General features: G+C 34.9%; 22 protein-coding genes. 11 read left to right on the top strand and 11 right to left on the bottom strand.

The window, feature by feature from the left end; translation table 11 throughout:
* Window positions 1–9 precede the first annotated feature (9 nt).
* The 8 genes from AC000W_RS13440 to AC000W_RS13405 all read left to right on the top strand — a co-directional run bounded on the left by AC000W_RS13440 (window position 10) and on the right by AC000W_RS13405 (window position 5,938).
* On the top strand, window positions 10–633 hold the full coding sequence (locus tag AC000W_RS13440; protein WP_474749020.1) for a pyridoxamine 5'-phosphate oxidase family protein: 624 nt from the start codon (window positions 10–12) through the stop codon (window positions 631–633).
* Between the two features lie 25 nt (window positions 634–658).
* Window positions 659–1,759, top strand: coding sequence for a serine hydrolase domain-containing protein (locus AC000W_RS13435; RefSeq protein ID WP_474749019.1), 1,101 nt, complete (start codon window positions 659–661; stop codon window positions 1,757–1,759).
* Between the two features lie 70 nt (window positions 1,760–1,829).
* Window positions 1,830–2,684, top strand: coding sequence for a helix-turn-helix transcriptional regulator (locus AC000W_RS13430; protein ID WP_474749018.1), 855 nt, complete (start codon window positions 1,830–1,832; stop codon window positions 2,682–2,684).
* Between the two features lie 92 nt (window positions 2,685–2,776).
* Window positions 2,777–3,178 (top strand): DUF5367 family protein, encoded by a 402-nt coding sequence (locus tag AC000W_RS13425; protein WP_474749016.1) that lies wholly within the window; start codon window positions 2,777–2,779, stop codon window positions 3,176–3,178.
* A 4-nt stretch (window positions 3,179–3,182) separates the two neighbouring features.
* The gene (locus tag AC000W_RS13420; protein WP_474749015.1) at window positions 3,183–3,689 is read left to right on the top strand and encodes an anthrone oxygenase family protein; all 507 of its coding nucleotides are present in this window, start codon (window positions 3,183–3,185) and stop codon (window positions 3,687–3,689) included.
* A 49-nt stretch (window positions 3,690–3,738) separates the two neighbouring features.
* Entirely contained in the window at window positions 3,739–4,587 is an 849-nt protein-coding gene (locus AC000W_RS13415; RefSeq protein WP_474749013.1) for an NmrA family NAD(P)-binding protein, read from the top strand.
* 128 nt (window positions 4,588–4,715) lie between these two features.
* Complete coding sequence (locus tag AC000W_RS13410; protein ID WP_474749012.1) at window positions 4,716–5,114, top strand: hypothetical protein; 399 nt, start codon at window positions 4,716–4,718, stop codon at window positions 5,112–5,114.
* Window positions 5,115–5,194: 80 nt separating this feature from the next.
* Window positions 5,195–5,938 (top strand): DUF2268 domain-containing putative Zn-dependent protease, encoded by a 744-nt coding sequence (locus AC000W_RS13405; RefSeq protein ID WP_474749010.1) that lies wholly within the window; start codon window positions 5,195–5,197, stop codon window positions 5,936–5,938.
* Between the two features lie 36 nt (window positions 5,939–5,974).
* On the opposite strand, the gene AC000W_RS13400 is transcribed toward AC000W_RS13405, so the two are convergent.
* The 11 genes from AC000W_RS13400 to AC000W_RS13350 all read right to left on the bottom strand — a co-directional run bounded on the left by AC000W_RS13400 (window position 5,975) and on the right by AC000W_RS13350 (window position 20,476).
* Complete coding sequence (locus AC000W_RS13400) at window positions 5,975–7,417, bottom strand: rubredoxin (protein ID WP_474749009.1); 1,443 nt, start codon at window positions 7,415–7,417, stop codon at window positions 5,975–5,977.
* Window positions 7,418–7,428: 11 nt separating this feature from the next.
* Entirely contained in the window at window positions 7,429–10,962 is a 3,534-nt protein-coding gene (locus AC000W_RS13395) for a molybdopterin-dependent oxidoreductase (protein ID WP_474749008.1), read from the bottom strand.
* A 161-nt stretch (window positions 10,963–11,123) separates the two neighbouring features.
* A complete protein-coding gene (locus tag AC000W_RS13390) occupies window positions 11,124–11,792 on the bottom strand; it encodes a response regulator transcription factor (RefSeq protein WP_474749006.1) in 669 nt (222 codons plus the stop codon).
* A gap of 106 nt (window positions 11,793–11,898) precedes the next feature.
* On the bottom strand, window positions 11,899–13,188 hold the full coding sequence (locus AC000W_RS13385; RefSeq protein ID WP_474749005.1) for an alginate export family protein: 1,290 nt from the start codon (window positions 13,186–13,188) through the stop codon (window positions 11,899–11,901).
* A 37-nt stretch (window positions 13,189–13,225) separates the two neighbouring features.
* Complete coding sequence (locus AC000W_RS13380; RefSeq protein ID WP_474749038.1) at window positions 13,226–14,017, bottom strand: ABC transporter ATP-binding protein; 792 nt, start codon at window positions 14,015–14,017, stop codon at window positions 13,226–13,228.
* 58 nt (window positions 14,018–14,075) lie between these two features.
* On the bottom strand, window positions 14,076–14,915 hold the full coding sequence (locus tag AC000W_RS13375; RefSeq protein ID WP_474749004.1) for an ABC transporter ATP-binding protein: 840 nt from the start codon (window positions 14,913–14,915) through the stop codon (window positions 14,076–14,078).
* A 19-nt stretch (window positions 14,916–14,934) separates the two neighbouring features.
* The gene (locus tag AC000W_RS13370; protein ID WP_474749002.1) at window positions 14,935–16,041 is read right to left on the bottom strand and encodes an ABC transporter permease; all 1,107 of its coding nucleotides are present in this window, start codon (window positions 16,039–16,041) and stop codon (window positions 14,935–14,937) included.
* 24 nt (window positions 16,042–16,065) lie between these two features.
* Window positions 16,066–17,439, bottom strand: a complete 1,374-nt coding sequence (locus tag AC000W_RS13365) for a CmpA/NrtA family ABC transporter substrate-binding protein (RefSeq protein ID WP_474749001.1) — start codon at window positions 17,437–17,439, stop codon at window positions 16,066–16,068.
* Window positions 17,440–17,685: 246 nt separating this feature from the next.
* Window positions 17,686–18,447, bottom strand: coding sequence for a Crp/Fnr family transcriptional regulator (locus AC000W_RS13360; RefSeq protein ID WP_474749000.1), 762 nt, complete (start codon window positions 18,445–18,447; stop codon window positions 17,686–17,688).
* Window positions 18,448–18,462: 15 nt separating this feature from the next.
* Window positions 18,463–19,878 (bottom strand): MFS transporter, encoded by a 1,416-nt coding sequence (locus AC000W_RS13355; RefSeq protein ID WP_474748998.1) that lies wholly within the window; start codon window positions 19,876–19,878, stop codon window positions 18,463–18,465.
* A 229-nt stretch (window positions 19,879–20,107) separates the two neighbouring features.
* Complete coding sequence (locus AC000W_RS13350; protein ID WP_474748997.1) at window positions 20,108–20,476, bottom strand: group I truncated hemoglobin; 369 nt, start codon at window positions 20,474–20,476, stop codon at window positions 20,108–20,110.
* A gap of 495 nt (window positions 20,477–20,971) precedes the next feature.
* On the opposite strand from AC000W_RS13350, the gene nirB reads away from it, so the two are divergent.
* The 3 genes from nirB to AC000W_RS13335 are packed head-to-tail and all read left to right on the top strand — an operon-like array spanning window position 20,972 to window position 24,491.
* On the top strand, window positions 20,972–23,488 hold the full coding sequence (gene nirB, locus AC000W_RS13345) for a nitrite reductase large subunit NirB (protein WP_474748996.1): 2,517 nt from the start codon (window positions 20,972–20,974) through the stop codon (window positions 23,486–23,488).
* 13 nt (window positions 23,489–23,501) lie between these two features.
* On the top strand, window positions 23,502–23,879 hold the full coding sequence (gene nirD / locus AC000W_RS13340; RefSeq protein ID WP_474748994.1) for a nitrite reductase small subunit NirD: 378 nt from the start codon (window positions 23,502–23,504) through the stop codon (window positions 23,877–23,879).
* Between the two features lie 21 nt (window positions 23,880–23,900).
* Window positions 23,901–24,491, top strand: coding sequence for a DUF4202 domain-containing protein (locus AC000W_RS13335; protein WP_474748993.1), 591 nt, complete (start codon window positions 23,901–23,903; stop codon window positions 24,489–24,491).
* Window positions 24,492–24,507: the final 16 nt, after the last annotated feature.

Below are 24,507 nucleotides of genomic sequence, written 5' to 3'. Positions count from 1 at the left end.
CTAATAACCATGGCTAAAAATTTTGCAGAAATAGCATTTACAGATGCTGTTAAAAAATTACAAGAAGAACATGGGAGTCGAATTGGTTATGAACGAATGGAAAAGCTCAATGTAATTGATGGATTGACAGCTAATGAATCTTTATTTATTAAAAATAGCAATAGCTTTTATTTAGCTACCATTGGCGTTAAAGAGTTTCCTTATATACAGCACCGAGGAGGTCCAAAAGGGTTTTTAAAAGTGCTGGATTCAAAACGACTGGGTTTTATAGATTTTGCGGGGAACAAGCAATACGTTTCTGTGGGTAATATGACAACAAATAACAATGTTTCAATTATCATGGTTGATTATCCTTCAAGAACTAGGCTTAAAATTTTTGCTAAAGCTAAGATCATTGAACTCAAAGATAATCCCGAACTGCATAGTGTAATTGATTTAAAAGATTACAAATTTAAATCAGAACGCATGATAATCTTTAACATTGAAGCATACGATTGGAATTGTCCACAACATATTACTCCAAGATATACTGTTGAAGAAATACAAGATGCTTTTTTACCTCAACATAGATATATTGAATCTTTAGAAAAAGAAATTAAGGAATTAAAAAAGAAAATATATAAGTCCAAATAACATTGGAATAAAATAAATCAACAAGATGAAGAAAAAAAACGTTTACATTATTAACCTAGTGGTGCTTTTTACTTTTCACCAACTGGTTGTCAATGGACAAATTTCTAAGTGCATGGATAGTATAGCCTCCGAATATGCTACCAAAGGATTTAACGGGAATATTCTATACTCAAGAAATGATTCAATTGTATATACTGGTAACTTTGGTTATGCCAAATATGAAAATAGGGTAAAGCTTAATAATTCTACAGTATTTGAATTGGCATCATGTTCAAAGCAATTTACAGCCTTGGCCATAGTCCAATTGATTGAGAGAAATCATTTTAGTTATAACACCTTTGTTAAAGAAATTATAGTAGATTTTGTATATGAAAATATTACAGTAGAACACCTACTAAGACATCAATCTGGACTTCCAGATTATCAAAAGATACTATATGAAAAGAATAATTGGAGGAATAGAAAAAAAATGGCAACAAATCAAGATTTAATAAAATTATTAGGCAAACTTAAGCCAGCTTTGGAATTTGAACCAGGAACTAAATATCAGTATAGCAATACTGGATATGCAATTTTAGCTTTAATAATTGAGAAAGTTAGTGGTCAATTGTATAAAAACTATATTGCAGAGAATATTTTTGTCCCTGCAGGAATGACAATGTCAAAAGTATATAGTACTCAAGAATCTTCTGAAATTTTTCATAATGTTGCCCTAGGTTATACTTTTAATACCCGAAAAGATAAATATCAAAGGGCAGAAGATGATAAAAATCATAAACATGTACTTTGGATGAATGGTATTGTTGGGGATAGAGGGGTTTATGCTTCAATTTTAGATCTTGAAAAATGGAAGCAGGCATTAAGATATAATATTTTAATAACTAAAGAGAGCATGGAAAAAATGACATCTGTAGATAAGGTTTCACAAAAATATGGATATGGTCTTGCCATATACAATACTAGCAGTAAAGGAAAATGGGTCTATCATAATGGAAGTTGGTCTGGTTATAAAGCTTCTGCTATTTACTTGCCGGATAGTAATGAATATTTAGTGATTTTAAGTAATAATCGATTTGAAGAAACTTATAAGAAATTTGAAGAAGATTTATATAAATTAATAGAATAACAATCATTAAAATAGTAGAGATGAAAAATTACAACTTTTCTAAGAATTTTAGTAATTTACTTTCTAATTTATGACAAGGGATATCATAGACATAAACGATTTTATAATTCTGGTGGAAGAAGCCAAAGTAAACGAGCCAACAATTGATTCTTGTTTTTTTGATGAACCTTTGATTGCTGTTGCTTTTTATGGTTCTGGCAATGTGGATTTATCAGTAAAATATGGTGAAAAGCAAAAAGAGTTCAACCACACAAAGGGATTGGCTCTCTCATTTTATGCAAATGAAAAGGTAGAATTTGTACATACTGTATCTGCTTCAAAACCTTTGGAATGTTTGGTTATTGCAACAACTGCAAATACCATTGATAAACTTCCAAATCATGAAGGCGAGTTATTTGGTGAAATGCTTAACGAATTGGTTAACCCCTCGGATTACTATGTTGAGGGACCAAGTTTTATTATGACCCCAGAAATGCAATCCGTAGTGGACTCTTTGTTTAATATTCAGTACGAGGGTAAAACCAAAATGATGTTCTTTCGCAGTCAAATAACAGCATTACTTTCACACTTTTTTGGTCAGTTAGCCAATTTAAAAACTGAAAAAATAAAAATACCAGAGCGTGAAAAGCTGAACCAAGTAAAAGATATTCTACTAAATAACATGGATAGTCCACCTTCGTTAAATGAAATCTCCAAACAAATAGGACTTAATACTTTTAAATTAAAGAAAGAGTTTAAAGCGTTTTTTGGTGTACCAGTTTTTAAATATCTACAAAATGAGCGTCTTACCTTGGCTCATAAAATGATTCGTGGTAAAGAAGCTACAGTGCAAGAAGCCGCATGGCATGTAGGCTATGACAGTCTTAGTTCCTTCTCAAATGCTTTTGAGAAAAAGTTTGGTTACAGACCAAGCCAAATTAAGTAAGCTCCTTTTCGAACAAATCTTTATTCTTTTAAAACAAACTAGTCCATTGTCTGCACAATAGTTTTGCCATGTAACATAAAATATATAAAGTCATGGATATTAAGCGTGCAATTTTACTAGGCATAGCCATTTGGGTCATAGCCGTACTCTTTTACTCACTTTCTTATTATGTTCCCTTTATAGAAGATGCAGATATACAAGCAAACGTTGTATTGTTTATTGTAGTTATGCCATTAGTTTGGTTTGCAAGTAATAACTATTATAAAAAGGGTAGTACAACCCATGGATACTTAGTGGGGCAAACCATGTTGTTAACTGGTGTTGCATTAGATGCACTTATTACGGTTCCGTTATTTGTAATTCCAAATGGAGGAAGTCATTATAGCTTTTTCACCTCTTTAGGCTTCTGGATTATAGTCTTTGAGTTTTTATCTGTAGCTGTATTGTACTGGTATGCTCGGGTATACCCTAACAACATTATATCAAAACAATAAGATTATGCATTTTACTTTTGAAAACGTAGCAATTATCTTACTAGTATTACTAACGGGACTTTCGGCAGGATTGTGTTTTACATGGTCTAATGCAGTAACAACAGGAATAGGACGCCTAGATACCCTGGGTTACTTAAGTGCATTTCAGCAGATGAACAGGGTTATATTAAATCCAATATTCTTTATTGTTTTTTTTGGCCCATTCTTCTTAAGTGTAATCAATTTATATGTTTTTAGGAATGCGTCCAGTTCAACAGTCTGGTTATTAATTGCGGCGGGGACAATTTACTTTATTGGGGTTGTATTGGTAACTATTTTTGGGAATGTACCCCTCAATGAAATATTAGATAAAACTGATATGGCTTCCGCTCGTTTAGAGGATTTAAAAACTCTAAGGGAGACCTTTGAAGTTAAGTGGAATCAATTCCATTTCATTAGGACTATAACTTCTATAATATCATTTCTGTTATTGCTGATTTGCCTTAGTCAAATCTCAAAAACCAATATTTAAATTATAAACATATCATCAATCAAAAATAGAACATAAACATAAAATAAAAATGGAAAACAAAAGCAACATTTTAGTAATTGGCGGAACTGGAAAAACAGGACGCAAAGTAGCAAGTAAATTAATTTCCTTGGGCCATCATGTAAGAATTGGCTCTAGGTCTGCATCTCTTTCCTTTGATTGGAACGATTCTGAAACCTGGTCTAACGCTATGCAAGGTATGGACAAAGTCTATATTACCTATCAGCCAGATTTGGCTGTTCCCGGAGCTTTGGACGCAATTGAAGAATTAACAAAAAAAGCCAAACAATGCAATGTTAAAAAACTGGTTTTATTATCAGGAAAAGGAGAAAGAGAAGCTGAATTGTGTGAACAGGTGGTTATGCATTCTGGGATAGATCATACCATTGTAAGAGCTAGCTGGTTTAATCAGAATTTTAGCGAGAGTTTCTTTTTAGAACCTATTCTTGAAGGTTTTGTAGCCTTACCGCAAGCTGATGTAAAGGTGCCTTATGTTGATACTGATGATATTGCTGATGTTGTGGTTGAAACCTTACTAGATAATAAGCATAATGGAAACATATATCAGCTTACTGGTCCTAGAAGTTTAACATTTAGTGAAGTTATTCAAGAGATAGCAGAGATAACAGGAAGGGATATTGCGTTTACACGCATAGCTTTACCAGCATATACAAAAGTGATGGAACAACAAGGTGTGCCAGCTGATGTTGTTTGGCTGATTGAGTACTTATTCTCCGAAGTTTTAGGTAACCCTAACAATTCTGAGATTACAAATGATATTGAAAACGTATTGGGGAGAAAACCAAAGGACTTTTTAGACTATGTTAAGGAAACAGCTGTTACAGGTATTTGGAACCCAGAGGTTCCAACTGCTAAATAAATATCCATAAGTCATGTATACGATTATAAAAATAATTCTTATTATGGTATTATTTGCCATTCAATCAATAATGAGTTAGAATTTTGGGAGTAATAATCAAAACTGAGATATCACAAAAAAATTAGTACATGAAAAAAGCCATTATTACATTCAGCATTATTCTTTATGCCTTAGCAGTACCTTTTTTGGAAATTAACAACACCCATGTTTTCAATCCAGATTGGACACCTCATGTTAGAATTCATGAGGTATGGCAATTAATTACAAATTCTAGTGTTGGCATATTTTGTCTTTGGCTTGTTTGGAAAAAAAATGAAATGAAAATAAGCGCAATTTTAAGTTTGCTCATTACTGGAGGATTTTTAGTCGCCTTTGTTTTAAAAGATTCTTACGGCGGTTCCATGAAATATCTGGATGGCAGTGAAAAGACACTTTTGGGTTTCAATATTGGTGTTTTGGGGTTTGGTATTGCTTTTTCATTGTTATCATTGACCCTGTTGTTGAGAAAATCAGAGTCAAATTATTAAAAATAAATTATTGTTTTTTTTATTCATTCAGAAACATAAAAGCTATTCATTCGTCCATATATTTCAACTAAAAGTATAAAATGAGTTTACTAAAAAGTTTATTGATAATTGTTTCTATCTTGTTAACTAGTTCATTTAGTTCTAAAACAAGCAAGGTTACAATATCAAAACTGGATATTGTCTTTGTAGAAAGTACAAACAAATTCACTCAACCGCAGAAACAGCTTATTCGTAGTGAGATAATCATGGCGGATAAGCAGATAAGAAACTTACTGCCTAATTTACCCAGTAGTATAAAAGTTATAGTTGAAATAGTAGATTGGGATTTGGATATTGTAGGTGGAGTTACCGGGAGGACAGAAACTAACTCTCCTCCTTTTGTTGCGATTCAGATATCAAACAAATTTCCTGAAGGAATAGTTGCTGCTGCTAATGCAGGTTTGCAAACTACTATTTTTCACGAATTTCATCACTTGTCTAGAGGGTGGGCAATTAAGGATAATAAATTTGAGCCAGGAATATCAATAGCTATGGTAAATGAAGGATTGGCTGAGGTTTTTTCCGAAGAATACACTGGTGTGGTTTTTAAGGAGAATCATGTGCCAAAAGGAGCTGATGCAGATGCGTGGGTTAAAGAAATATTAGTATTACCCAAGAACGCCAATTATCAAAAATGGATGTTTGAACATCCTGATGGAAGAACCTCAATTGGATATAGAGCAGGAAATTTTTTGGTTAAAAAAGCAATAAGCAACTCCGGAAAGTCTATTTTGGAGCTTAGTAATCTTACTCCAAGCAAAATAATAAAACTAGCAGGGTACTGATATTGTTAATGTAGAAAGAATGAAATTCTGATTAAGTTATTGTGATATTGTCAATGAAGTTTTTTCATAATAAGATTTTGGACCATCACAAACAGGACAGGTATAATCCGTTGGTAATTTCGAAAAAGGAGTCCCTATGTCAATATTGTTCTTTAAATCACCATATGCTATATCGTAAACAGTGAAGCAAGATTTACATTGATGGACTTCTTTGGAAGTTTCTTCAATTTCCGATTTTAGTTCTTTTTGAGTAGAATTATCTTGTTGCCCCATTTCATTAAAGTACTTCTTGCTCAATTCCATTAGAAGGCCAGGAAGTTCAATTTTATCTACATCTCTGGCATACGCTTTGTAAACTTGTGAATTGGGATCAAACTTTTCAAAATGAAGGACATTGTATGTAGGGCGTACTTCAAAATCCTTGACTAAGGAAGGAGGTGTGTTTTTTTCAATAATTACTGATGAAAAGTGGGAGCGTTTTCCAGGATCATTGCTTATGCCAAAGGTTAGCCCATAAGTGCTAATATCATTTTGGTCAAAACTACGGACCAAGAATTTCTTTAGTTCCAATGCCTCATTGTCATCTACGGGTAAGTGCCAGTTCATTTCCAATTGAGAATGTCTAATGTTGATTCCTTTTTGACCCAAAAAACGTTCTAAATCTGGCCTAGATTTACTTTTAATATTTTTCACTATAAAAGATTTCCATGGAGTGATACATATTTTCCCAATGCTATTTGCCAAGCAGAAACCACAAAATTCCTTTAAAAAGGCCAAATTATATTTATTGTTTCTCCAATAAAGACCTAACCAGTATTCGTCCAACCCCATTCTGTTCATACCTTCGTAATATGGAAAGGTGAGAAAGGGAATCTCTAATGGCTTTTCTACTGTTTTATTGTTAGTATTTAGATTTTTGTTCAGGATAAAAAATAGTTCTTCTACGTCAGATACATCATCATGAATGTCTTCTATGGCCTTTGAAATTGTTGTAATATCCCAACTATAAATTAATACCGGATAATATGCAGAATCTTGCCAGTGTGGCAGTTTTATATTTAAATACCAGTAATCTTCATTTTTGGAAGCAATAAAGTTTAAATCGCCACTAAAATTGGGAACCAATCGCTGTTTTGGGTCTGTTATATTAATTTTTAGTTTAGGTAAATAATCAAACCCTTCTAATATGTACAAGTAGGTAGATCCTTTTAACCAATGCGTCATGCCAAAAACGTCAGCAGAGACATAGGAACTCACAATGTTTTGATAGCTTCTATCTGGAATAATATCTGTATTATATTTGGAAATGTTTTCTAGTTGTTTTTCATCTGCGCTCAGTAAAGGAAAAAGTAAATCTTGCCTAGATCCAAAGTAAATTTCTTTAAGTCCAACGGTTTCTAATATGGTGATAACATCTTTTAATTCTCCTGGTGATGTTACACCACCTTTAAGTAAAATACGATGTAGATTATCATTCATAACATATTTTTTTAGGTAAGTACCGCTTGTAATTGTTTATCTAGTATTTGTTTCACCTCTGGTTTACAGCTTCCACATCCCAAGCCGGCTCCAGTTTCCGAACAAAGATTTGCAAAATTTGAACATCCATTATTTATAGAATCAATTAGATTTCCTTCTCCAATCTGGGCGCAAGAGCATACCAGTTTTCCTTTCATAGGAATAGAATTTCCACCACCCCTTAATAGCTCATTTCTTTTTTCTGAAAGTTCTATTTCTTCTTCTATAAGTCTTTTGAATTCTGCGAATTCGTTTTTATCACCCATCAAAATAGTACCTACAAGGGTATCATCTTTTACAATACACTTTTTATAGTACTTTTTACTTATATCCATTAAGATGATTTCATCATATGAAGTGTCTCCACGCGGTGCGTTTACCATGCCAATACTACAAAGGTCCAAATCTTCAAACTTTAAGATATTCATTAGCACAGAGCCTTTGTAAATACTACTAAAGTCTCCTAAAATATATTTTGCTGCAATATCTGCCTGTTGTTCTGCGGCAGAGGTAATACCAAAAAGAGAATTGTTGAACTCTGCTATTTCACCCAAAGCAAAAATGGATGGATCACTGGTCTGCATGTAAGCATTGACTATCACCCCACGTCTGGTTTCTATGTTTATTTGCTTGGCAAGTTCAATGTTGGGTCTTGTGCCAATTGCATATACGATGGCATTGCACTTAATAGTACGACCCGTTTTTAAATTGACGGATAGGGAGAATTTATTTTTCTTTTCCTCAAAAACAGTGCTTACTTCATTGTCAAAATAAAGACCAATTCCTCTTTCAGCAACATCTTCCGCTAATAATTTACTTGCCACGTTGTCTAACTGGCGCTCCATTAATCTTGGTGCTCTTTGTACAATACTTATATTGACATTTCTTTTTTTTAGAGCAGCTGCTAGTTCTAGTCCCAATAGACCACCGCCAACAATGATCACATGTTGTTCATGTGGAGGTAGGCCAGTATCCAATAAGTATTTCTTTAATTCATCCGCATCAGTCCGTTCTCGCATTGTGAACCTTCCAGGTAAATTTATTTGAACATCACTGGGAACAAAAGCTCTACTCCCTGTGGCCATAATTAGAATGTCATATGTATGCTTCACATTATTGGAATCTATAACACATTTTAGTTCTCTATCTATATTGATGATGCCAACCTTGGAATGCAATTGAAGCCTTAGCTTCTTCACCTCACCCTTTTTTAGCTTTTCAAGGGATTCCCATGAAAGTTCTTCGCTAACATATTCTGGTAGCAAGACCCTATTGTAAAAAGCATTTTTTTCTCTTGAAAAAACATGAAGCTCATCTGTTTCATTCTTTTCTCTATATGTTTGTACAAATCTATAAGCTGCAGCACCGGCTCCAATGACAATTATTTTTTGCTTTGGCTTTACATATTTTTTTACTTCAACAGCGCAATACTTAAAATCAGGCTCTTTGGAAATAGGATCTACTAGATTGTTTGTTAAGTTATTTGCCCTACCAAAGTCCTTTCCAAGAATTTTACCCCAATGCATAGGCATAAAGACAACACCTTCTCTTATATCAAAATTTATTTTGACTTTTACTTGAACACTTCCTCTAACGCTTTTAATTACAGCAATATCCCCTTCATTTAATTGCCGCAAATAAGCATCAACCTTGTTTATTTCTAAGTAGGGCTCGGGAATGTGGGTCAATAAACGTTGTACTTTGCCTGTTTTTGTACGTGTATGCCATTGATCCCTTACTCTACCAGTATTTAGAATCAAAGGAAATTCTGAAGATGTTTTTTCGGATTGATTTTCAATTTTTTGAGGCGCATTAAAATGTGCTTTTAAGTCATTTGTATAAAATTGTTTATCAACAAAGAGTCTTGGGGTTCCTTTGTGGGTTGAATGAGGAACAGGCCACTGAAAACTACCTTCATTTTTTAGACGGTCATAGGATAGGCCAGAGATATCAATATTTGTCCCTTTGGTTAATAGACAATGTTCATCATATACCTCACTTGTATTGTTGTAATTGAAGCCTTTAAAATTCATTCTTTTTGCAAACTTCCATAGGATTTCAGCATCTGGTAAAGCTTCACCAGGAGGGTCCATTACTTTGGGCAAATAACTAATTCGTCTTTCCGAATTGGTCATAGTTCCCTCTTTTTCTAACCATCCAGCGGCTGGTAATAATAAATCTGCATATTTTGTTGTTTCAGAATCATGAGATATATCTTGTACCACAACAAAACTTGCATTTTTAAGAGCTTTTTCTACTTTTTTAGCATTGGGTAGACTAACCACAGGATTGGTGCAAATAATCCAAACTGCTTTTAATTTCCCTTCTTCCAAGGCATCAAACATTTCTGTTGCGGTATAACCCGGTTTTGGATTAATTTCTTTACCTCCCCAAAAATCTGATACCTCTTTACGATGACTGGGATTACCTAAATCTTTATGGGCAGCAAGTAAATTAGCCATACCGCCTACTTCTCTTCCTCCCATAGCGTTGGGTTGTCCTGTTAGAGAAAAAGGACCAGAACCAGGCTTCCCTATTTGCCCAGTAAGAAGAGATAAATTGAGTAGTGCCGTATTTTTTGAAACACCTATTACACTTTGGTTTAGCCCCATGGTCCACATACTAATGAACCCTTTTGCGTTGCCAATATATTGGGCTGCTTTTTTAATATCCTCTATTGTTATACCACAGAGTTTTGCGGCTTCTCGCACAGAATATTGAAAAGCAGTTTCCCTACAGGCTTCAAAATTTACTGTATGTTTTTTTATGAAGTCCCTGTCTATTTTTTTCTTTTCAATAAGAATTCTTGCAATGGCGTTAAAAAGAATCACATCTGTTCCTGGTATAATTTGAAGATGTAAATCTGCTGATGCACAAGTTTGCGTTTTTCTGGGGTCTACTACAATTATTTTAACGTTTGGATTTTCTTCTTTATGCTTTTCCAATCGTCTAAAAAGAATGGGGTGGCACCAAGCGGGATTGGCTCCGGCAATAAAAAAACAATCGGCCAATTCTATATCTGCATAGGAAATGGGGACAGAATCTTCTCCCAAGGTCTTTTTGTATCCCACTACTGCGGAACTCATACATAATCTGGAGTTGGTATCTACATTATTTGTGCCTATAAACCCTTTGGTCAATTTATTTACCAAATAATATTCTTCTGTAAGACATTGGCCAGAGACATAAAAGCCAACACTATCTGGGCCATATTTGTTTATGATGCTCTTGAAAACCCCAGCAGCCCTATTAAATGCAGTATCCCAAGATACTCTTTGCATGGGGTGGTCTCTGCTCCATCGCATTTCTGGATACAGAATTCTGTCACTGGTGTCTTGGGCCACATAGTTAAGAGTTTTGCCCTTTGTGCATAACATACCCATGTTTACGGGATAATCTTTATCACCTTCTACAGAGAGATTTCCTTTGGCATCCTTTTCAACCAATATGCCACAGCCTACTCCGCAGTACGAGCAAATGGTTTTATGCACATTATTTTTTTTCATAAATTTTACGTTCAGAGAAAAGAATCCAAGATGAAGTAAAATTATAAAAATACGTATAAATACGTAGTGTTTATTTGATAATATTTAGGCTTATAATTATAGTTTTCTTACTAGAACTAAGCTAAAAATATATTTTAGGGAACAATTATGTTCAATGGTGTCTATACTAGATTAAATTTTTGAGCTTTCTTGGAAAGGTCAATTAAATTTTTAACATCCATTTTACGCATTAAGTTAAAGCGGTGCGTTTCAACCGTACGCTTGCTTTTTTGTAGTTTTTCCGAAATTTCTTTATTGGTAAGACCTGTTAAGACAAGTTCTAATATCTCTAGCTCTTTACTTGTTAAATCAAAAGGGTTATCTCCACTTATTGAAGTTTCAATGGCACTTAAGGGTTTTGAGGAAGAATTTAAAAGATTGTTAACCAGTACGTTGGATATGTCTCCACTAAAATACTTGCCACCTTGCTCAACTGTATGAATAGCTTTAAGAAATTCTACCTTGCCGGTATCCTTTAATAAATAACCACTGGCGCCAGCTCTAACGGATTTTAAAATATATTCTTCCGAATCATGCATAGAAAGAATAATACACTTAACATCATCACCTTGCTTTTTTAATTCTTCCACCGCTTCAATGCCTGTCATTTCAGGCATTCTAATGTCAATTATCAGAAGGTCTGGGTCCGTATTTTTAACCATTTCAATGGCTTCCTTTCCATTAGAGGCTTCACCAATTACAATAAGATTTTCTTCTTCTTCTAAAAGGGCTCTAATACCATCGCGTACTAAAAAATGGTCATCGGCCAATACAATACTTGTTTTGTTCAAAATGATATTATTACGTATAAATTCTTAGAAAGGTAAAAATAATAAAATTAAAAAGCCACCGCAACCATAAATATGGTCACAGTGGCTTTAACGAAGCAAAGTTATTTTACTCTTTTGTTGTGTTCAGGAATTTTGGTTTAATGGTCAACATAGCCCATGCCCAGTTTTGACCCCCTGCAGCAGCATCTTCTGTAATGCCTTTAAGTTCGTACATGCCATCACTTGCAAACATTTGTGAATACCCAAGTGTTAAGGAATAGCCTTTAAAGCCTTGAGAAAATACTAAATCTAATTCTGTTCCTAATGATTTTTCGCCACTAGGCAATTCTTGCTCTCCACTAAAGTTGAGTACTTTTACTAAAAGGCTAGATTTTTCTCCTGTTTTAAATTTTGCACTTGCATGGATATCAAACAAACCAACTGAGTTGGCATGATTTCCGACATAGAAATAGTCCATGAATCCATTAAACTTATGGTTGGTTCCATACAAAGGGAAGAAAGCTTCAGTTTTATCTGTTGTACCTGTGTCATTTCCACTAATGATTTCAATCCCAGCCCCAAGTCCAACACCAGGAGATGCTTTATAACTAAAATCTAAACCAAGTAAATATGCTCCACCAACGTCTACACTACCTTGTCTCTCGCCCATTTGTAAATAGGCATTCGCATCAAACCCAAAACTTCCCTTTTTGTAGCCTAAATGCGTGCCGATTGTCTGTAAACTGCTAAGACCATCGGGCATGGTTGTATCGGTTGCATCAAAGTTTTGAAAGCCATTGTTTAAAAACAATAAACTCCCTGAGAAGTTAGACCAAGCCTGCTTTAAGTATAAATACTGCATTGTTTTATAGGAGAAGAATCCAGTAGTGTTATATGCGGTTCCTACGGACTTGAACCCAGATGGGTTATCAAAATCTTGATTGAATGCCAGTCCAAAATCTAGTTTAAATTTGTCTTTAGCATACTTAAGTACGGCAGCGTCATGGTTACGTGCTTGTTGTGCCCAACCTACAGAACCTAAAATGCGTTGGTCATCATACACCAAAGTTTGCCTACCTAATTTTGTAGAAAAACCTTCGCCAAGTTTAATGCTAGCCCATGCTTCAAAAAGGGCAAAAGAATCGTTTGCGTCATCAGGCAATAACTGTCTGTTTTCACCCCAGACCATAACATCTTGTAAGCTTACGTAGAACTTGTATGTATCTGAAGTATATCCTGCGTTTAATCTTACTCTTGTAGATGTTGCAAAACCTGCATCTGCATCTTCTGCAATTAGGTTTCCAAATCCGTTTCTATATTCCGTGCGTGGACGAAATTCTCCATCCAATGTAAATTGAGCAAATGACAAATGAATAAAAAATAATGCCATACCAAATAATAAATACTGCTTTTTCATAATTGTAATTGTTTAAGTAATAACTGGTTTTGAGTTGTTAGTGTTCTAAAAAATCTATTAAGTGTTTTCTGTATTTGTAATAATCTGGGTGTTCTAAAACTGTTTTTCTACTTCGAGGACGCTCAAAATCTATTGATAAAGTATCCCCAATTTTTGCCCTTGGTCCACTAGTCATCATCACCACACGATCTGCCAAGAAAATGGCTTCATCCACATCATGGGTAATCATAACGGCAGTAATCTTTTCCTTGTTCCAAATTTCAATTAGGGTATCCTGAAGTTCTCCTCGAGTCAGTGAATCCAACATGCCAAAAGGTTCATCCAATAAAAGCACCTGTGGTTTAATGGCAAATGCCCTAGCAATACCTACACGTTGTTGCATTCCTTGGGAAAGCTCCGTTGCCTTTTTGTTAAAAGCTCCTTCCAAACCTACTTTTTGAAGGTAGTATTTGGCTATATCCTTACGTTGTGATTTTGTGGCATGTGGAAATACTTGGTTTACTCCGAGCATTACATTTTGTAAGGCTGTCATCCATGGCATTAAACTAGGAGATTGAAAAATAACTCCTCTATCTGGCCCTGGACCTTTTACAGGATTGCCTAAAACAGCTATATTGCCACCGGAAATAGGGTTTAAACCTGCAATCATGGAAAGCATGGTTGTTTTTCCACAACCAGAATGTCCAATGATGGTAACAAACTCTTCTTTCATTATTTGAAGATTCAGGTGCTCCAATACAACGTAATCTCCTTTTGGTGTGGGATACACTTTTTTTAAATCGTGCAAATCCAACATTACCTTTGAAGGATAAAGAATACCATTTTCCATATATTCTGATGTTGCTTGCGGTGCTATGGTTTGTTTGCTCATATCTTTCAGTTTAAGGTTAAGCTACAAAGCTTTTAGGGCTTAGGTTTGGTAAAATATATTCTGTTTGTGAAACTGACTTTCGTTCATTGCCAATATCCATTAGGTATTCAATAATGGCATTTCTTGTCTTTTTATAACTTGGGTTGTCATTTAAAGCCGTTTTATCCCTTGGGCGGTCAATTTCAATTTTAAATTCGGGTCCAAGTGTTGCATTTGGTCCAGGTCTCAAGGGAATGATTCTATCTGCCATATAAATACCTTCGTCCACATCATTTGTAATAAGAAGTGCAGTTCTTTTATCAACACTCCAAATCTTTAATATTTCATCCTGTAAATTGCCCCGTGTCAATGCATCTAAAGCACCCAATGGTTCATCCATGATAATCATCTCTGGTTTCATGGCTAATGCCCGGGCAACTGCTACCCGTTGACGCATTCCTCCTGAAAGTTCTTTGGGTCTTTTGTTAATAGCGGGTGTAAGACCAACCATTTCTACATAATCGTTTACCCTTTTATTAATTTCACCTTTTTTTTCTTTTGGAAAAGCTTCTCTCACAGCCATTTGTACATTTTGACCAACCGTTAGCCATGGTAAAAGCGAATAATTTTGAAAGATTACACCTCGTTCATGGCTGGTATCTATCACTGGGTTTCCTTTAAAGAGGACTTCACCACTAGTTGGCTGTAAAAGACCATTGATAAGGTTTACTAAAGTGGTTTTTCCACTTCCCGTGAATCCAACAATAGCCACAAATTCGCCTTCTTCTATGTTAAGGTTGATGTTAGACAATACTTCTGTACTGTTCTCACCTTGACCATAGGTTTTGTAAATATTACGAAGTTCTAAATATGACATCTCTTATCTACTTTTAGGGTTATAATCCTTCATTTTTGTTGAATGAAACCATTTTTTGAATAGTCAACATTACTCTATCCAATAGGAAACCAATTAGCCCAATAACAAACATGGCAACTATGATTTTGGAATTGGAATCATTAGCTCCATTCTGGAACTCTTCCCATACAAAAGATCCTAAACCTGGACTTTGTGCCAAAAGTTCAATGGCTATTAGTACCATCCATGCAACGGACAATGTTATTCTTAATCCCGTAAATATGAGGGGTAAGGAAGAAGGTAAAATCACTTTAAATACTTTTTGAAAAGCACCTAATTTTAGGACTTTGGCTACATTGATATAATCTTTATCCACTGATGAAACCCCCATGGCCGTATTGACTAAAGTTGCCCACATTGAGCATAGACCTACGCTAATAAATGAAATAATAAAAGCACTATCCTGATTGGAATCTTTAGTCATGGTCTTTACAATCATGAACACCAATAATAACCATACCACTGGCGATACAGGTTTGAAAATTTGTATTAACCAATTAAAGGAACTTCTAAGTGTTTCACTTAACCCTATAATAATACCAATGGGAACCGCAATTAAAAGTGCCAATAGAAAACCTGCAAAAACAGTTTTTAAACTGGTCATTATTTGATCTACAAAGGATGGTCTACCTGTATAAGTGATAGCATCTTGGCCAGCGGCAACACGCTTTTCATTCATAGCAGCTGTCTTTTCCTTAAAAGCCAATTTATCCGCACTAATAACTTTGTGGTCTTTTAGTAAGGTCTGGAAAGATGCCCAAACTTGTGACGGAGATGGTAAGGTATTAGGTTGGCAACTTATGTCACCAGAAGAAATACATGCTTTCATAGCATCTGCCGCTTCTTGACCTTGATCAGTTAAAGCCTTTTCTATTTTATAATTGGCTTCCATATTAAAGAGTGCCTTAGATCCAGCATGCCATAGTCCAATGAATAATAATATAGATGCAATCGGTACAACAAACTTTTTAAGAATGGTCAGAATGTCTTCTTTCTGTACTTTTCCTGAGAAAAGAGCGGCGAATGGTTTTAGGGCTCCAAAACCCATAAACCTAGTTACTTTATTCAATGTTAAACTTTGCTTCATTTTTTTTGGATTTAACAATGTTAGTTAGTCTTTGTTTCCAATAGAGAAACTGTTTATGTATGCTATTGGATCTTTTGCATCATAGGAGTTACCGTCAATAAAATCGGTAGTTGCAGGCTTAAACCCATCTGTTGTTGGAATATCTGTTGCTGGAATATGTCCCTCTGCTACAAGGATATCAGCTGCTTTTTTCCATATATCTGGTCTGTAGATATCTTTAATTGTAGACGAGTACCAATCTGCTGGTTTAGCTTCAGGAATTTGTCCCCATCTTCTCATTTGTGTCAAGAACCAAATACCATCAGAATAGAAAGGATAGGTAGCATTGTACTTGTAGAATACATTAAAGTCTGGCATAGAACGCTTGTCCCCTTTTTCGAATTCAAAAGTTCCTGTCATAGAGTTAGCTAATACCACTTCATCTGCACCAACATATTGGGGCATGGAAAGAATTTTTACAGCCTCTGGTCTATTTCCTGGCTCATCTAACCATTTTCCTGCACGAATCAAAGCTTTTGTTACTGCAATTGCAGTATTTGGGTTTTCATCTACAAATTTTTTGGTCATTACGAATACTTTCTCTGGATTGTTTTTCCAAATATCATAGTTCGTTGTTACGGGTACGCCAATTCCTTTAAAAACGGCTTGTTGGTTCCATGGTTCACCTACACAATACCCATAAATAGTACCTGCTTCCAAAGTTGCTGGCATTTGTGGTGGTGGGGTAACGGATAATAAAACTTCTGCATCAATTTGGCCTTGTACATTATCTGCCGTGTACATTCCAGGGTGAATACCTGCAGCAGCTAACCAGTAACGAATTTCATAATTATGGGTTGATACAGGAAATACCATACCCATTTTAAATGCCTTGCCACTATTTTTGTATTCCGTAATTACGGGTTTAAGCGCATCAGCTTTAATAGGGTGAATTGTCTTGCCCTCAGAATCTTTTGGAACATTGGGCTTCATTTTAGACCAAACATCATTAGATACAGTAATACCATTTCCATTTAAGTCCATTGAAAATGGAGTTACCAATTCTGCTTGTCTACCAAATCCTGCACCAGCAGCAATGGGTTGACCGGCCAGCATATGAGAGCCATCTAACTGCCCGTCTATTACTCTATCTAATATGTTTTTCCAGTTGGATTGGGCTTCTACCGATACAAAAAGGCCTTCATCTTCAAAAAAACCTTTTTCCTTGGCAATGGCTAAAGGCGCCATATCTGTAAGCTTAATAAACCCAAAAGTAAGTTGGGGTTTTTCAATTTCTAATACAGCTGAAGCTTCTGATTCTTCTGACACTGTGGTTGCTTTTTTTTCTTTACCTCCACATGCAGTAATTAAAATGGATAGTAATAAGAGAATTGAAATTTTAGAAAGTTGTGGTTTCATATTGTGTAGATTTAATGTTTTACGTATTAATACTTATTTTTGACAAATGTATACGTATGTTTTATTAAATTTTATGATGATACCCATAGATTAAACACTTTTTAATCATATAAAAACCTGCTAAAAAACATGTTTTTAGTATAAGATCTTAGTAGTTAAATAATTGTGGGTTTTTTTATTAGAGGATGATATACGTAGAAGTATACGTATGTGTCAGAAAAGTTATTTTATTTATTTTGAAATAATTTAGGAATCCAAGTAGAAGTTATGTTCTGAAATTTCTTTTTTTAATAGACTTATATTGCTTATTCCAATAAGTTTTCCTCTAGTTGTAATGAGTTTTTCTTTTTTAAGAGAAGAAAACACTCTAATTACTTGCTCTTCTGTAGTGCCAGCATGGTCCGCGTATTCTTTTCTGCTTAATGATAGATTGATAAAACCATTAAGGTTTCCAAACTTCCTATGAACATATAATAGGGTATCAATTACACGCTCACGAACTGTCATTTGAGAAAGTGATTTTACTTTGGCTTCACTTTTATTCAGCTCATTGGCATAGAAGAGCATTAACTCATAGGTAAATGAGGGCTCTAATCGTAAAGCTTGTTGTAAAGAGCTTTTGGAGAAGTAACATAAAGTAGAATCCTCCAAAGCAATGGCGGCAATGGAATAATATTCTTCACTTCCAAATCCGCGATGTCCAATAATTTCTCCATTTTTTGCAAAACGAACTATTTGCTCCCTACCATTTATACCAGTTCTAAATACTTTTACTTTTCCGTTTAATAGAAAAAATAGTCCATTTACAGGAGCTCCTTCAATAATAAATTGCTGACCCTTTTTACAACGTATTTTGGTTTTTTTGGATGCAAGTTTTAATACAATATCTGAGGCTAAGCTTTTTTTAATTAAGCATTTTGTATTTGCACATAAATCACAAGCCATTCTGGAAGATTCTGTTCTTCTATTTTCTATGGTTAATGAGTTATGTATTTTAAGAGCCTCCATTCTACGAGCTGTATTTTATTTATCAGCTAAGCTTAAGTTTATATTATTACTTGCAGGAATTTTCTTTTCTTCTTCCGCAGTGGTAAATTTTATAGTTAAAGACATTAGAGCGGCAATAATTACAAACCCACCAATAACAAAATACCCGCTGGATACAGCGCCAGATGCTGCTACTGTTTGAGCAGCCTGAACTACGTTTTCTCCCATATTCATTGTAGATTCAATTGCTTCACTTTCTGAAGTGGCAGATTTTGCCTTTAAAAGCAATGCTGCCAAAAATGCCCCAACATTACCACCAGCTCCAACGATACCAGAAATAGATCCAATAGCTTTCTTATTTATAAATGGTACTACTGAGAACGTTGCGCCTTCGGCCATTTGTACGGTAAGGCTAAAGGCTACTAGAAAGAAAATACCAATTCCCAAGCTTGTGGTCAATGAAAATGCGGAAAGCATAATGCCTTCTGCGGCTAGAATGAGTGCAAGGAAAAAAACTCTACCTCTTAGACCTTTTAGTTTCCCAAATTTGTCACCAAAAAAACCACCGAGCGTTCTAGCGAAAATATTCATCAAGGCAAATGATAAAACTAAATTCCCGGCGGTAGACCTTTCCAAACCAAATCTGTTTTGAAGATAATCGTCCATTGTTCCATATACAGTAAGCTCCATTCCAAAACAGGCAGCATATACCAAGAATAGTATCCAAACTCTATAATCTTTTAAAGTAGTTAAAAATGAAACCTCATCTTTTTTGAAAACAGGCATTTTTCCTTGCTCTTTTAATTCTTTAAAATTTCCTTCTGGAGTGTCCTTGGTAAAAAAATAGTAGACAATGCCCATAGTAAAACAAATGACACCAGCTATAACCATGGAATACCGCCAAGCAATATCATCTGCAATGCCAAAACTTACTACTGCAGCAGCTATTAAAGGCATTCCCAATCTATTAGCACCACCACCAAGGTTGCCCCAACCTGCTGAGGTTGCATTTGCGGTCCCTACAATATTTGGCGCAAACATAATGGAGGTGTGGAATTGTGTAATAACAAAGGATGCTCCAATAAAGCCTATAAATAACCTGCAAATAAGAAATTGTAATGGGGTTTGTACAAAACCAATAAGAATTACAGGTATGGCTCCAAGGATTAATAAATAGGTATAACAAAGTCTAGGACCGTATTTGTCACATAGTTTACCAATCAATAGCCGAGCGAAAACCGTACCAGTAACGGCTAGTATTATTGAGTTCCATTTTTGGGTAGGTGTAAGTCCTAAATCTTTTACTACATCTGGCATAAAAGGTACAATCCCAAACCATGCAAAAAAACATATAAAAAAGGCAATAGAAGTTATCCAAAATGTACGCATGGGTATACTTTTAAAATCTTTTAAATTTAGTTTTGTCGCTTTTGCCGATTTTAATATACTCATAGTGTTAGTCTTTGCTTCGTTAAGTATCTAAAAGCTAAACTAAGTATAAATACGTAATTTTAATACGTAATTTGAATTTAAATTATTTTATTGCAATAATCATGAAATTCTAATAAGAAAAATATGGTATTATAAAAGAAGGTCACATATTTTAATAATATGTGAAAGTTGATTTGCTTTAAAAGATATGTAATGGATCCCTTCTCCTGTGAATATAAATTTAAAGGAATTATGAATTTACAATATCTTCTTTGGTACTTAATGCTATTTCTATGACTTCATCAATTTGGTCTTGATCTACGTTAAGATCACGTAGCGTATCAATTAAATGCCCAGCTACTGCATTAAAGTGGTCTGCAGTAATGTTCATGTGCGCATGAGCGTTTTTCATGTTTTTACCAGAATAGTTTAATGGTGCACCAAATGCATAAGCAAGAAAGGCTTTTAGCTTCCCAGCTTGTTTTTCTAGATCAATATTCTTAAAAAAGTGATTTATGCTGTCATCCGCTACTACTTTTCCATAGAATATATCTACTGCAGCATCCACAGCACCCATGCCTCCAATTCTTTCAAATAAGCTCTCTTCTTCTTTTTTCATAAGTCTAGTATTTAATTGATGTTTTTAGTTCAGGTCTGTCAAATTAGAAATTACAATGATATTATTACGTATTTATTTGGTTTGAAGAGGCATTTTTGTGAGGGTAATTAAAATGAGATATAAAAACTACGGGATTGCAAAAAATCATCTACAACATTTGTTAATTTAAAAATGAGAATTGTTATAAAAGTGATATACCTAATTTTTGTAATGGTCTTAAATTTCAATGATATACCCTATAGTTATATTTAAATTTAATTGTCGTGATGTTGGTTTTGGGGTACTTCCAAGATTATCTTGGAGGCATTTTATTTTTCTTTATTTATAAAAACATAAATACACCTTACTTCTATTTGTTGAGTATAAAATTGAAATTTTTTATGGCAACTATTTATTAAATGCGCAATATAACTACGTATTTATTTCGATAAAATTAGATATAAATTACGTATTATTACGTAATTTTGATTTTTACACATTAACATAGTTATAAGTATGAAAACTATCATAGTCGTTGGGAATGGAATGGTTGGATACAAATTTTGCGAGAAGTTTGTTGCTAAGGCAGAAAGTAAAAATTACAAGCTTATTGTTTTTGGAGAGGAACCAAGACCTGCATATGATAGAGTTCATTTAAGTGAGTTTTTTGAAAATGAAGATGCCAAGGCTCTGGAACTTGCTCCAACCAGTTGGTATTCTGATAATGATATTGATTTAATAACTGGCGAACGTGTAGTGGATATTCATAAGGATAAGAAAACAATTACCACTGCAAAAGACAGAGAATTTTCTTATGATTATTTGGTATTGGCAACAGGCTCAGTTCCTTTTGTGCCCCCAATAAAGGGAGTAGAAAAAGAAGGAGTTTTTGTATATAGAACCATTGAGGATTTAGAAGGAATGCTTACATATGCCGCTAAAATAAAAAAAGGCAAACCAAATGCTAAAGCTGCTGTTCTTGGAGGTGGATTACTTGGATTGGAAGCAGGCAAAGCCGTAATGGATATGGGGTTGGAACCACATGTAGTTGAGTTTGCTTCAAAATTAATGCCGAGACAGTTAGATTCTAGAAGTAGTAAAGTGCTACAATTAAAATTGGAATCCATGGGCATTAATATTCACTTAAGTAAGGCGACCAACCAAATTTTGGGCAATGGAGTTATTACGGCAATGGAATTTGGAGAAGATGATGTTTTGGATGTGGATATGTTGGTGGTTTCTGCTGGGATACGCCCTAGGGACGAAATAGCCAAAACCTGTGATTTAGAAATGGGCGTTCGCGGGGGAATAGTAGTGAACAACAAAATGCAGACTTCAGATGAATTTATTTATGCTATTGGAGAAGTTGCATTATATAATCAGATGATTTATGGGTTAGTGGCTCCTGGATACGAAATGGCAGAAGTTGCAGCAGAGCAAATTATAGGAAAAGACACTTTAATGAGTGCAGATATAGATATGTCCACTAAATTAAAATTGATTGGAGTAGATGTGGCAAGTTTTGGCGAACCCTTTATGCCAGCTGAAAAAGGGCACTCCATATTATTTGAGGACAAGACAAAAAGCTTATATAAGCGAATCAATATTAGTCATGATGGTAAAAAACTGTTAGGTGGAATTTTGGTTGGTGATGCTTCGGATTATAATATGTTGCATCAGATTTATTTAAACGAAATGACAGTTCCTGAAAACCCAGAAGATTTAATAATTGGAGCACGTGGAGAAGGTGGAGCTTCTTTTGGCAGTGCAATGGATTTGCCTGATACTGCACAAATATGTTCATGTGAAAACGTTACTAAAGGAACCATTTGTGGGGTTATAGAAGATGGAAGTTGTGAAAATGTAGCTGACGTTGCCAAATGTACCAAAGCTAGTACTAGTTGTGGTGGCTGTAAGCCTATGGTGGTGGATTTGGTGAACGAAACTCTAAAATCACTAGGGAGAGAAGTAAAGAACAGTATATGTGAGCATTTTGATTACACAAGGCAAGAACTATATGGTATTATTAAAGTAAAAAGATTGGCCTCTTTTGATGAAACTTTGGATGCGTGTGGTAAGGGTGATGGTTGCGAGGTATGTAAACCAGTGGTCGCTGCAATTTTTGCAAGCTTGTACATGGATACGGCTAACAAAGAAGATGTAATTCAGGATTCCAATGATAAATTTTTAGCCAATATTCAACGAAACGGAACATATTCGGTAGTACCAAGGATTCCTGGTGGAGAAATTACACCCGAAAAATTAATTACTATAGGGGAAGTAGGTAAAAAATACAATTTATATACCAAGATTACTGGTGGTCAGCGAATCGATTTGTTTGGCGCGCAACTAAATGATTTGCCAGCCATATGGAAAGAACTGATTGATGGTGGCTTTGAAAGTGGTCACGCTTATGGAAAATCATTGCGTACTGTAAAAAGCTGTGTTGGTTCCACATGGTGTCGTTATGGCTTGGATGAAAGTGTAAGTTTTGCTATTGAATTGGAAGAAAGATATAAAGGATTAAGATCACCGCATAAGCTAAAAGGAGGAGTTTCTGGTTGTATTCGTGAATGTGCCGAGGCACGTGGAAAGGATTTTGGAGTAATTGCGGTAGAAGGTGGTTGGAATCTTTATGTGTGTGGAAATGGAGGCGCCACTCCAAAACATGCTTTATTGCTTGCAGAAAAAGTAGATAATGAGACTTGTATTAAATATTTGGACCGCTTTTTAATGTACTACATTAGAACAGCCGCTCCATTAATGCGTACTGCCGCTTGGCTAGATAAGTTAGAAGGTGGTATAGAGCAGTTGAAGAAAATAGTTGTTGAGGATGGTTTGAATATTGCTCAGGAGCTGGAAAAAGAAATGCAGTTTTTAGTTGAAGCATATGAATGTGAATGGAAACAAGCTATAGAGAATGAAGACATGAAGAAACGCTTTAAACATTTTGTAAATTCTGATGATAGGGATGATAACTTGGTATTTGTTCCTATGAGAGAGCAGATAATGCCTAAACATTGGGAAAATTAAAATAGTAAAAATTATGGAATCAATCTTGACAAAATACAGTGCGGTTGAGCTTAATGAGGTTAAAGTATGGTTTAAAGCGGCTTCTGTGCATGACTTTTCCGAAAACGGAGGAGCTTGTATAAAATATAATGACAAACAAATAGCTGTATTCAATTTTAAAAGAAAAAATCAGTGGTATGCTTGTCAAAATTTATGTCCGCACAAAATGGAAATGGTTCTGTCTCGTGGCATGTTGGGAGACGAAAAAGGAAACCCTAAAATTGCTTGCCCCATGCACAAGAAGACTTTCTCTTTGGAAACGGGGGAAAATCTAAATGGAGATTTGGATGCAATAGCTACATATCCCGTAAAAATTGAAAACGACTTTGTTTATATTGGCTTTTCTGAATAGCTTTGGTAAAAACCAAGAGTCATGAAAGCTTCAGAAAAAATGAAAAGTGCATTTAAGTATTTTGATGAGGCCAATAGTCAAGACCCCAATACAGATACTTACTTAGGGAAGCAATATCCTAAGGAATTATTGTATGCGGTTAGGATGACGGAAAAGCTTAATGGCTTTGCTCCCGATGCATCAGAAGCACTTCAACTAACAGCTCGTTGTCAACATATTTGTAGATGGGAAATTCCAAGGGATTCCTATCCAATGGATAGAGTGGGATATTTAAAATGGAGACAAGATTTAAAAAAGTTCCATGCCCAAAAGGCTTCTGCAATTTTAAAGAAGGTTGGGTACAATGAAGAGATGATAGACAAAGTTGCTTTTCTTTTGGAAAAGAAGCAATTGAAAAAAAATAAGGAAACGCAAACTTTAGAAGATGTTATCTGCTTGGTTTTTTTGGAATTTTATTTTGAAGATTTTGCGCAGAAATATTCTGAAGAGAAGATGATTGATATCGTTCAAAAAACTTGGAAAAAAATGTCAAAAGAAGGGCATGATGCAGCTTTGCAGTTGCCACTTTCTAAAGAATCCCTAAATCTTATTTCCAAAGCTATTATGGGTTGATGTCCTATCTTTACTT

Source organism: Saonia sp. (genome assembly GCF_056326165.1).
The sequence above is the reverse complement of the archived record's forward strand: the minus strand, read 5'-3'. Positions and strand labels throughout refer to the sequence as shown.

What these genes read in the sequence shown, in the direction of transcription:
- nirB (WP_474748996.1), top strand. Translation starts at nt 20,972, where the DNA reads ATGAAAACTATCATAGTCGTTGGGAATGGAATGGTTGGATACAAATTT.
- AC000W_RS13375 (WP_474749004.1), bottom strand. Translation starts at nt 14,915, where the DNA reads ATGTCATATTTAGAACTTCGTAATATTTACAAAACCTATGGTCAAGGT.
- AC000W_RS13435 (WP_474749019.1), top strand. Translation starts at nt 659, where the DNA reads ATGAAGAAAAAAAACGTTTACATTATTAACCTAGTGGTGCTTTTTACT.
- AC000W_RS13370 (WP_474749002.1), bottom strand. Translation starts at nt 16,041, where the DNA reads ATGAAGCAAAGTTTAACATTGAATAAAGTAACTAGGTTTATGGGTTTT.
- AC000W_RS13385 (WP_474749005.1), bottom strand. Translation starts at nt 13,188, where the DNA reads ATGAAAAAGCAGTATTTATTATTTGGTATGGCATTATTTTTTATTCAT.
- AC000W_RS13350 (WP_474748997.1), bottom strand. Translation starts at nt 20,476, where the DNA reads ATGAAAAAAGAAGAAGAGAGCTTATTTGAAAGAATTGGAGGCATGGGT.
- nirD (WP_474748994.1), top strand. Translation starts at nt 23,502, where the DNA reads ATGGAATCAATCTTGACAAAATACAGTGCGGTTGAGCTTAATGAGGTT.
- AC000W_RS13420 (WP_474749015.1), top strand. Translation starts at nt 3,183, where the DNA reads ATGCATTTTACTTTTGAAAACGTAGCAATTATCTTACTAGTATTACTA.
- AC000W_RS13415 (WP_474749013.1), top strand. Translation starts at nt 3,739, where the DNA reads ATGGAAAACAAAAGCAACATTTTAGTAATTGGCGGAACTGGAAAAACA.
- AC000W_RS13405 (WP_474749010.1), top strand. Translation starts at nt 5,195, where the DNA reads ATGAGTTTACTAAAAAGTTTATTGATAATTGTTTCTATCTTGTTAACT.
- AC000W_RS13410 (WP_474749012.1), top strand. Translation starts at nt 4,716, where the DNA reads ATGAAAAAAGCCATTATTACATTCAGCATTATTCTTTATGCCTTAGCA.
- AC000W_RS13380 (WP_474749038.1), bottom strand. Translation starts at nt 14,017, where the DNA reads ATGGAAAATGGTATTCTTTATCCTTCAAAGGTAATGTTGGATTTGCAC.
- AC000W_RS13425 (WP_474749016.1), top strand. Translation starts at nt 2,777, where the DNA reads ATGGATATTAAGCGTGCAATTTTACTAGGCATAGCCATTTGGGTCATA.
- AC000W_RS13400 (WP_474749009.1), bottom strand. Translation starts at nt 7,417, where the DNA reads ATGAATGATAATCTACATCGTATTTTACTTAAAGGTGGTGTAACATCA.
- AC000W_RS13430 (WP_474749018.1), top strand. Translation starts at nt 1,830, where the DNA reads ATGACAAGGGATATCATAGACATAAACGATTTTATAATTCTGGTGGAA.
- AC000W_RS13365 (WP_474749001.1), bottom strand. Translation starts at nt 17,439, where the DNA reads ATGAAACCACAACTTTCTAAAATTTCAATTCTCTTATTACTATCCATT.
- AC000W_RS13440 (WP_474749020.1), top strand. Translation starts at nt 10, where the DNA reads ATGGCTAAAAATTTTGCAGAAATAGCATTTACAGATGCTGTTAAAAAA.
- AC000W_RS13355 (WP_474748998.1), bottom strand. Translation starts at nt 19,878, where the DNA reads ATGAGTATATTAAAATCGGCAAAAGCGACAAAACTAAATTTAAAAGAT.
- AC000W_RS13395 (WP_474749008.1), bottom strand. Translation starts at nt 10,962, where the DNA reads ATGAAAAAAAATAATGTGCATAAAACCATTTGCTCGTACTGCGGAGTA.
- AC000W_RS13335 (WP_474748993.1), top strand. Translation starts at nt 23,901, where the DNA reads ATGAAAGCTTCAGAAAAAATGAAAAGTGCATTTAAGTATTTTGATGAG.
- AC000W_RS13360 (WP_474749000.1), bottom strand. Translation starts at nt 18,447, where the DNA reads ATGGAGGCTCTTAAAATACATAACTCATTAACCATAGAAAATAGAAGA.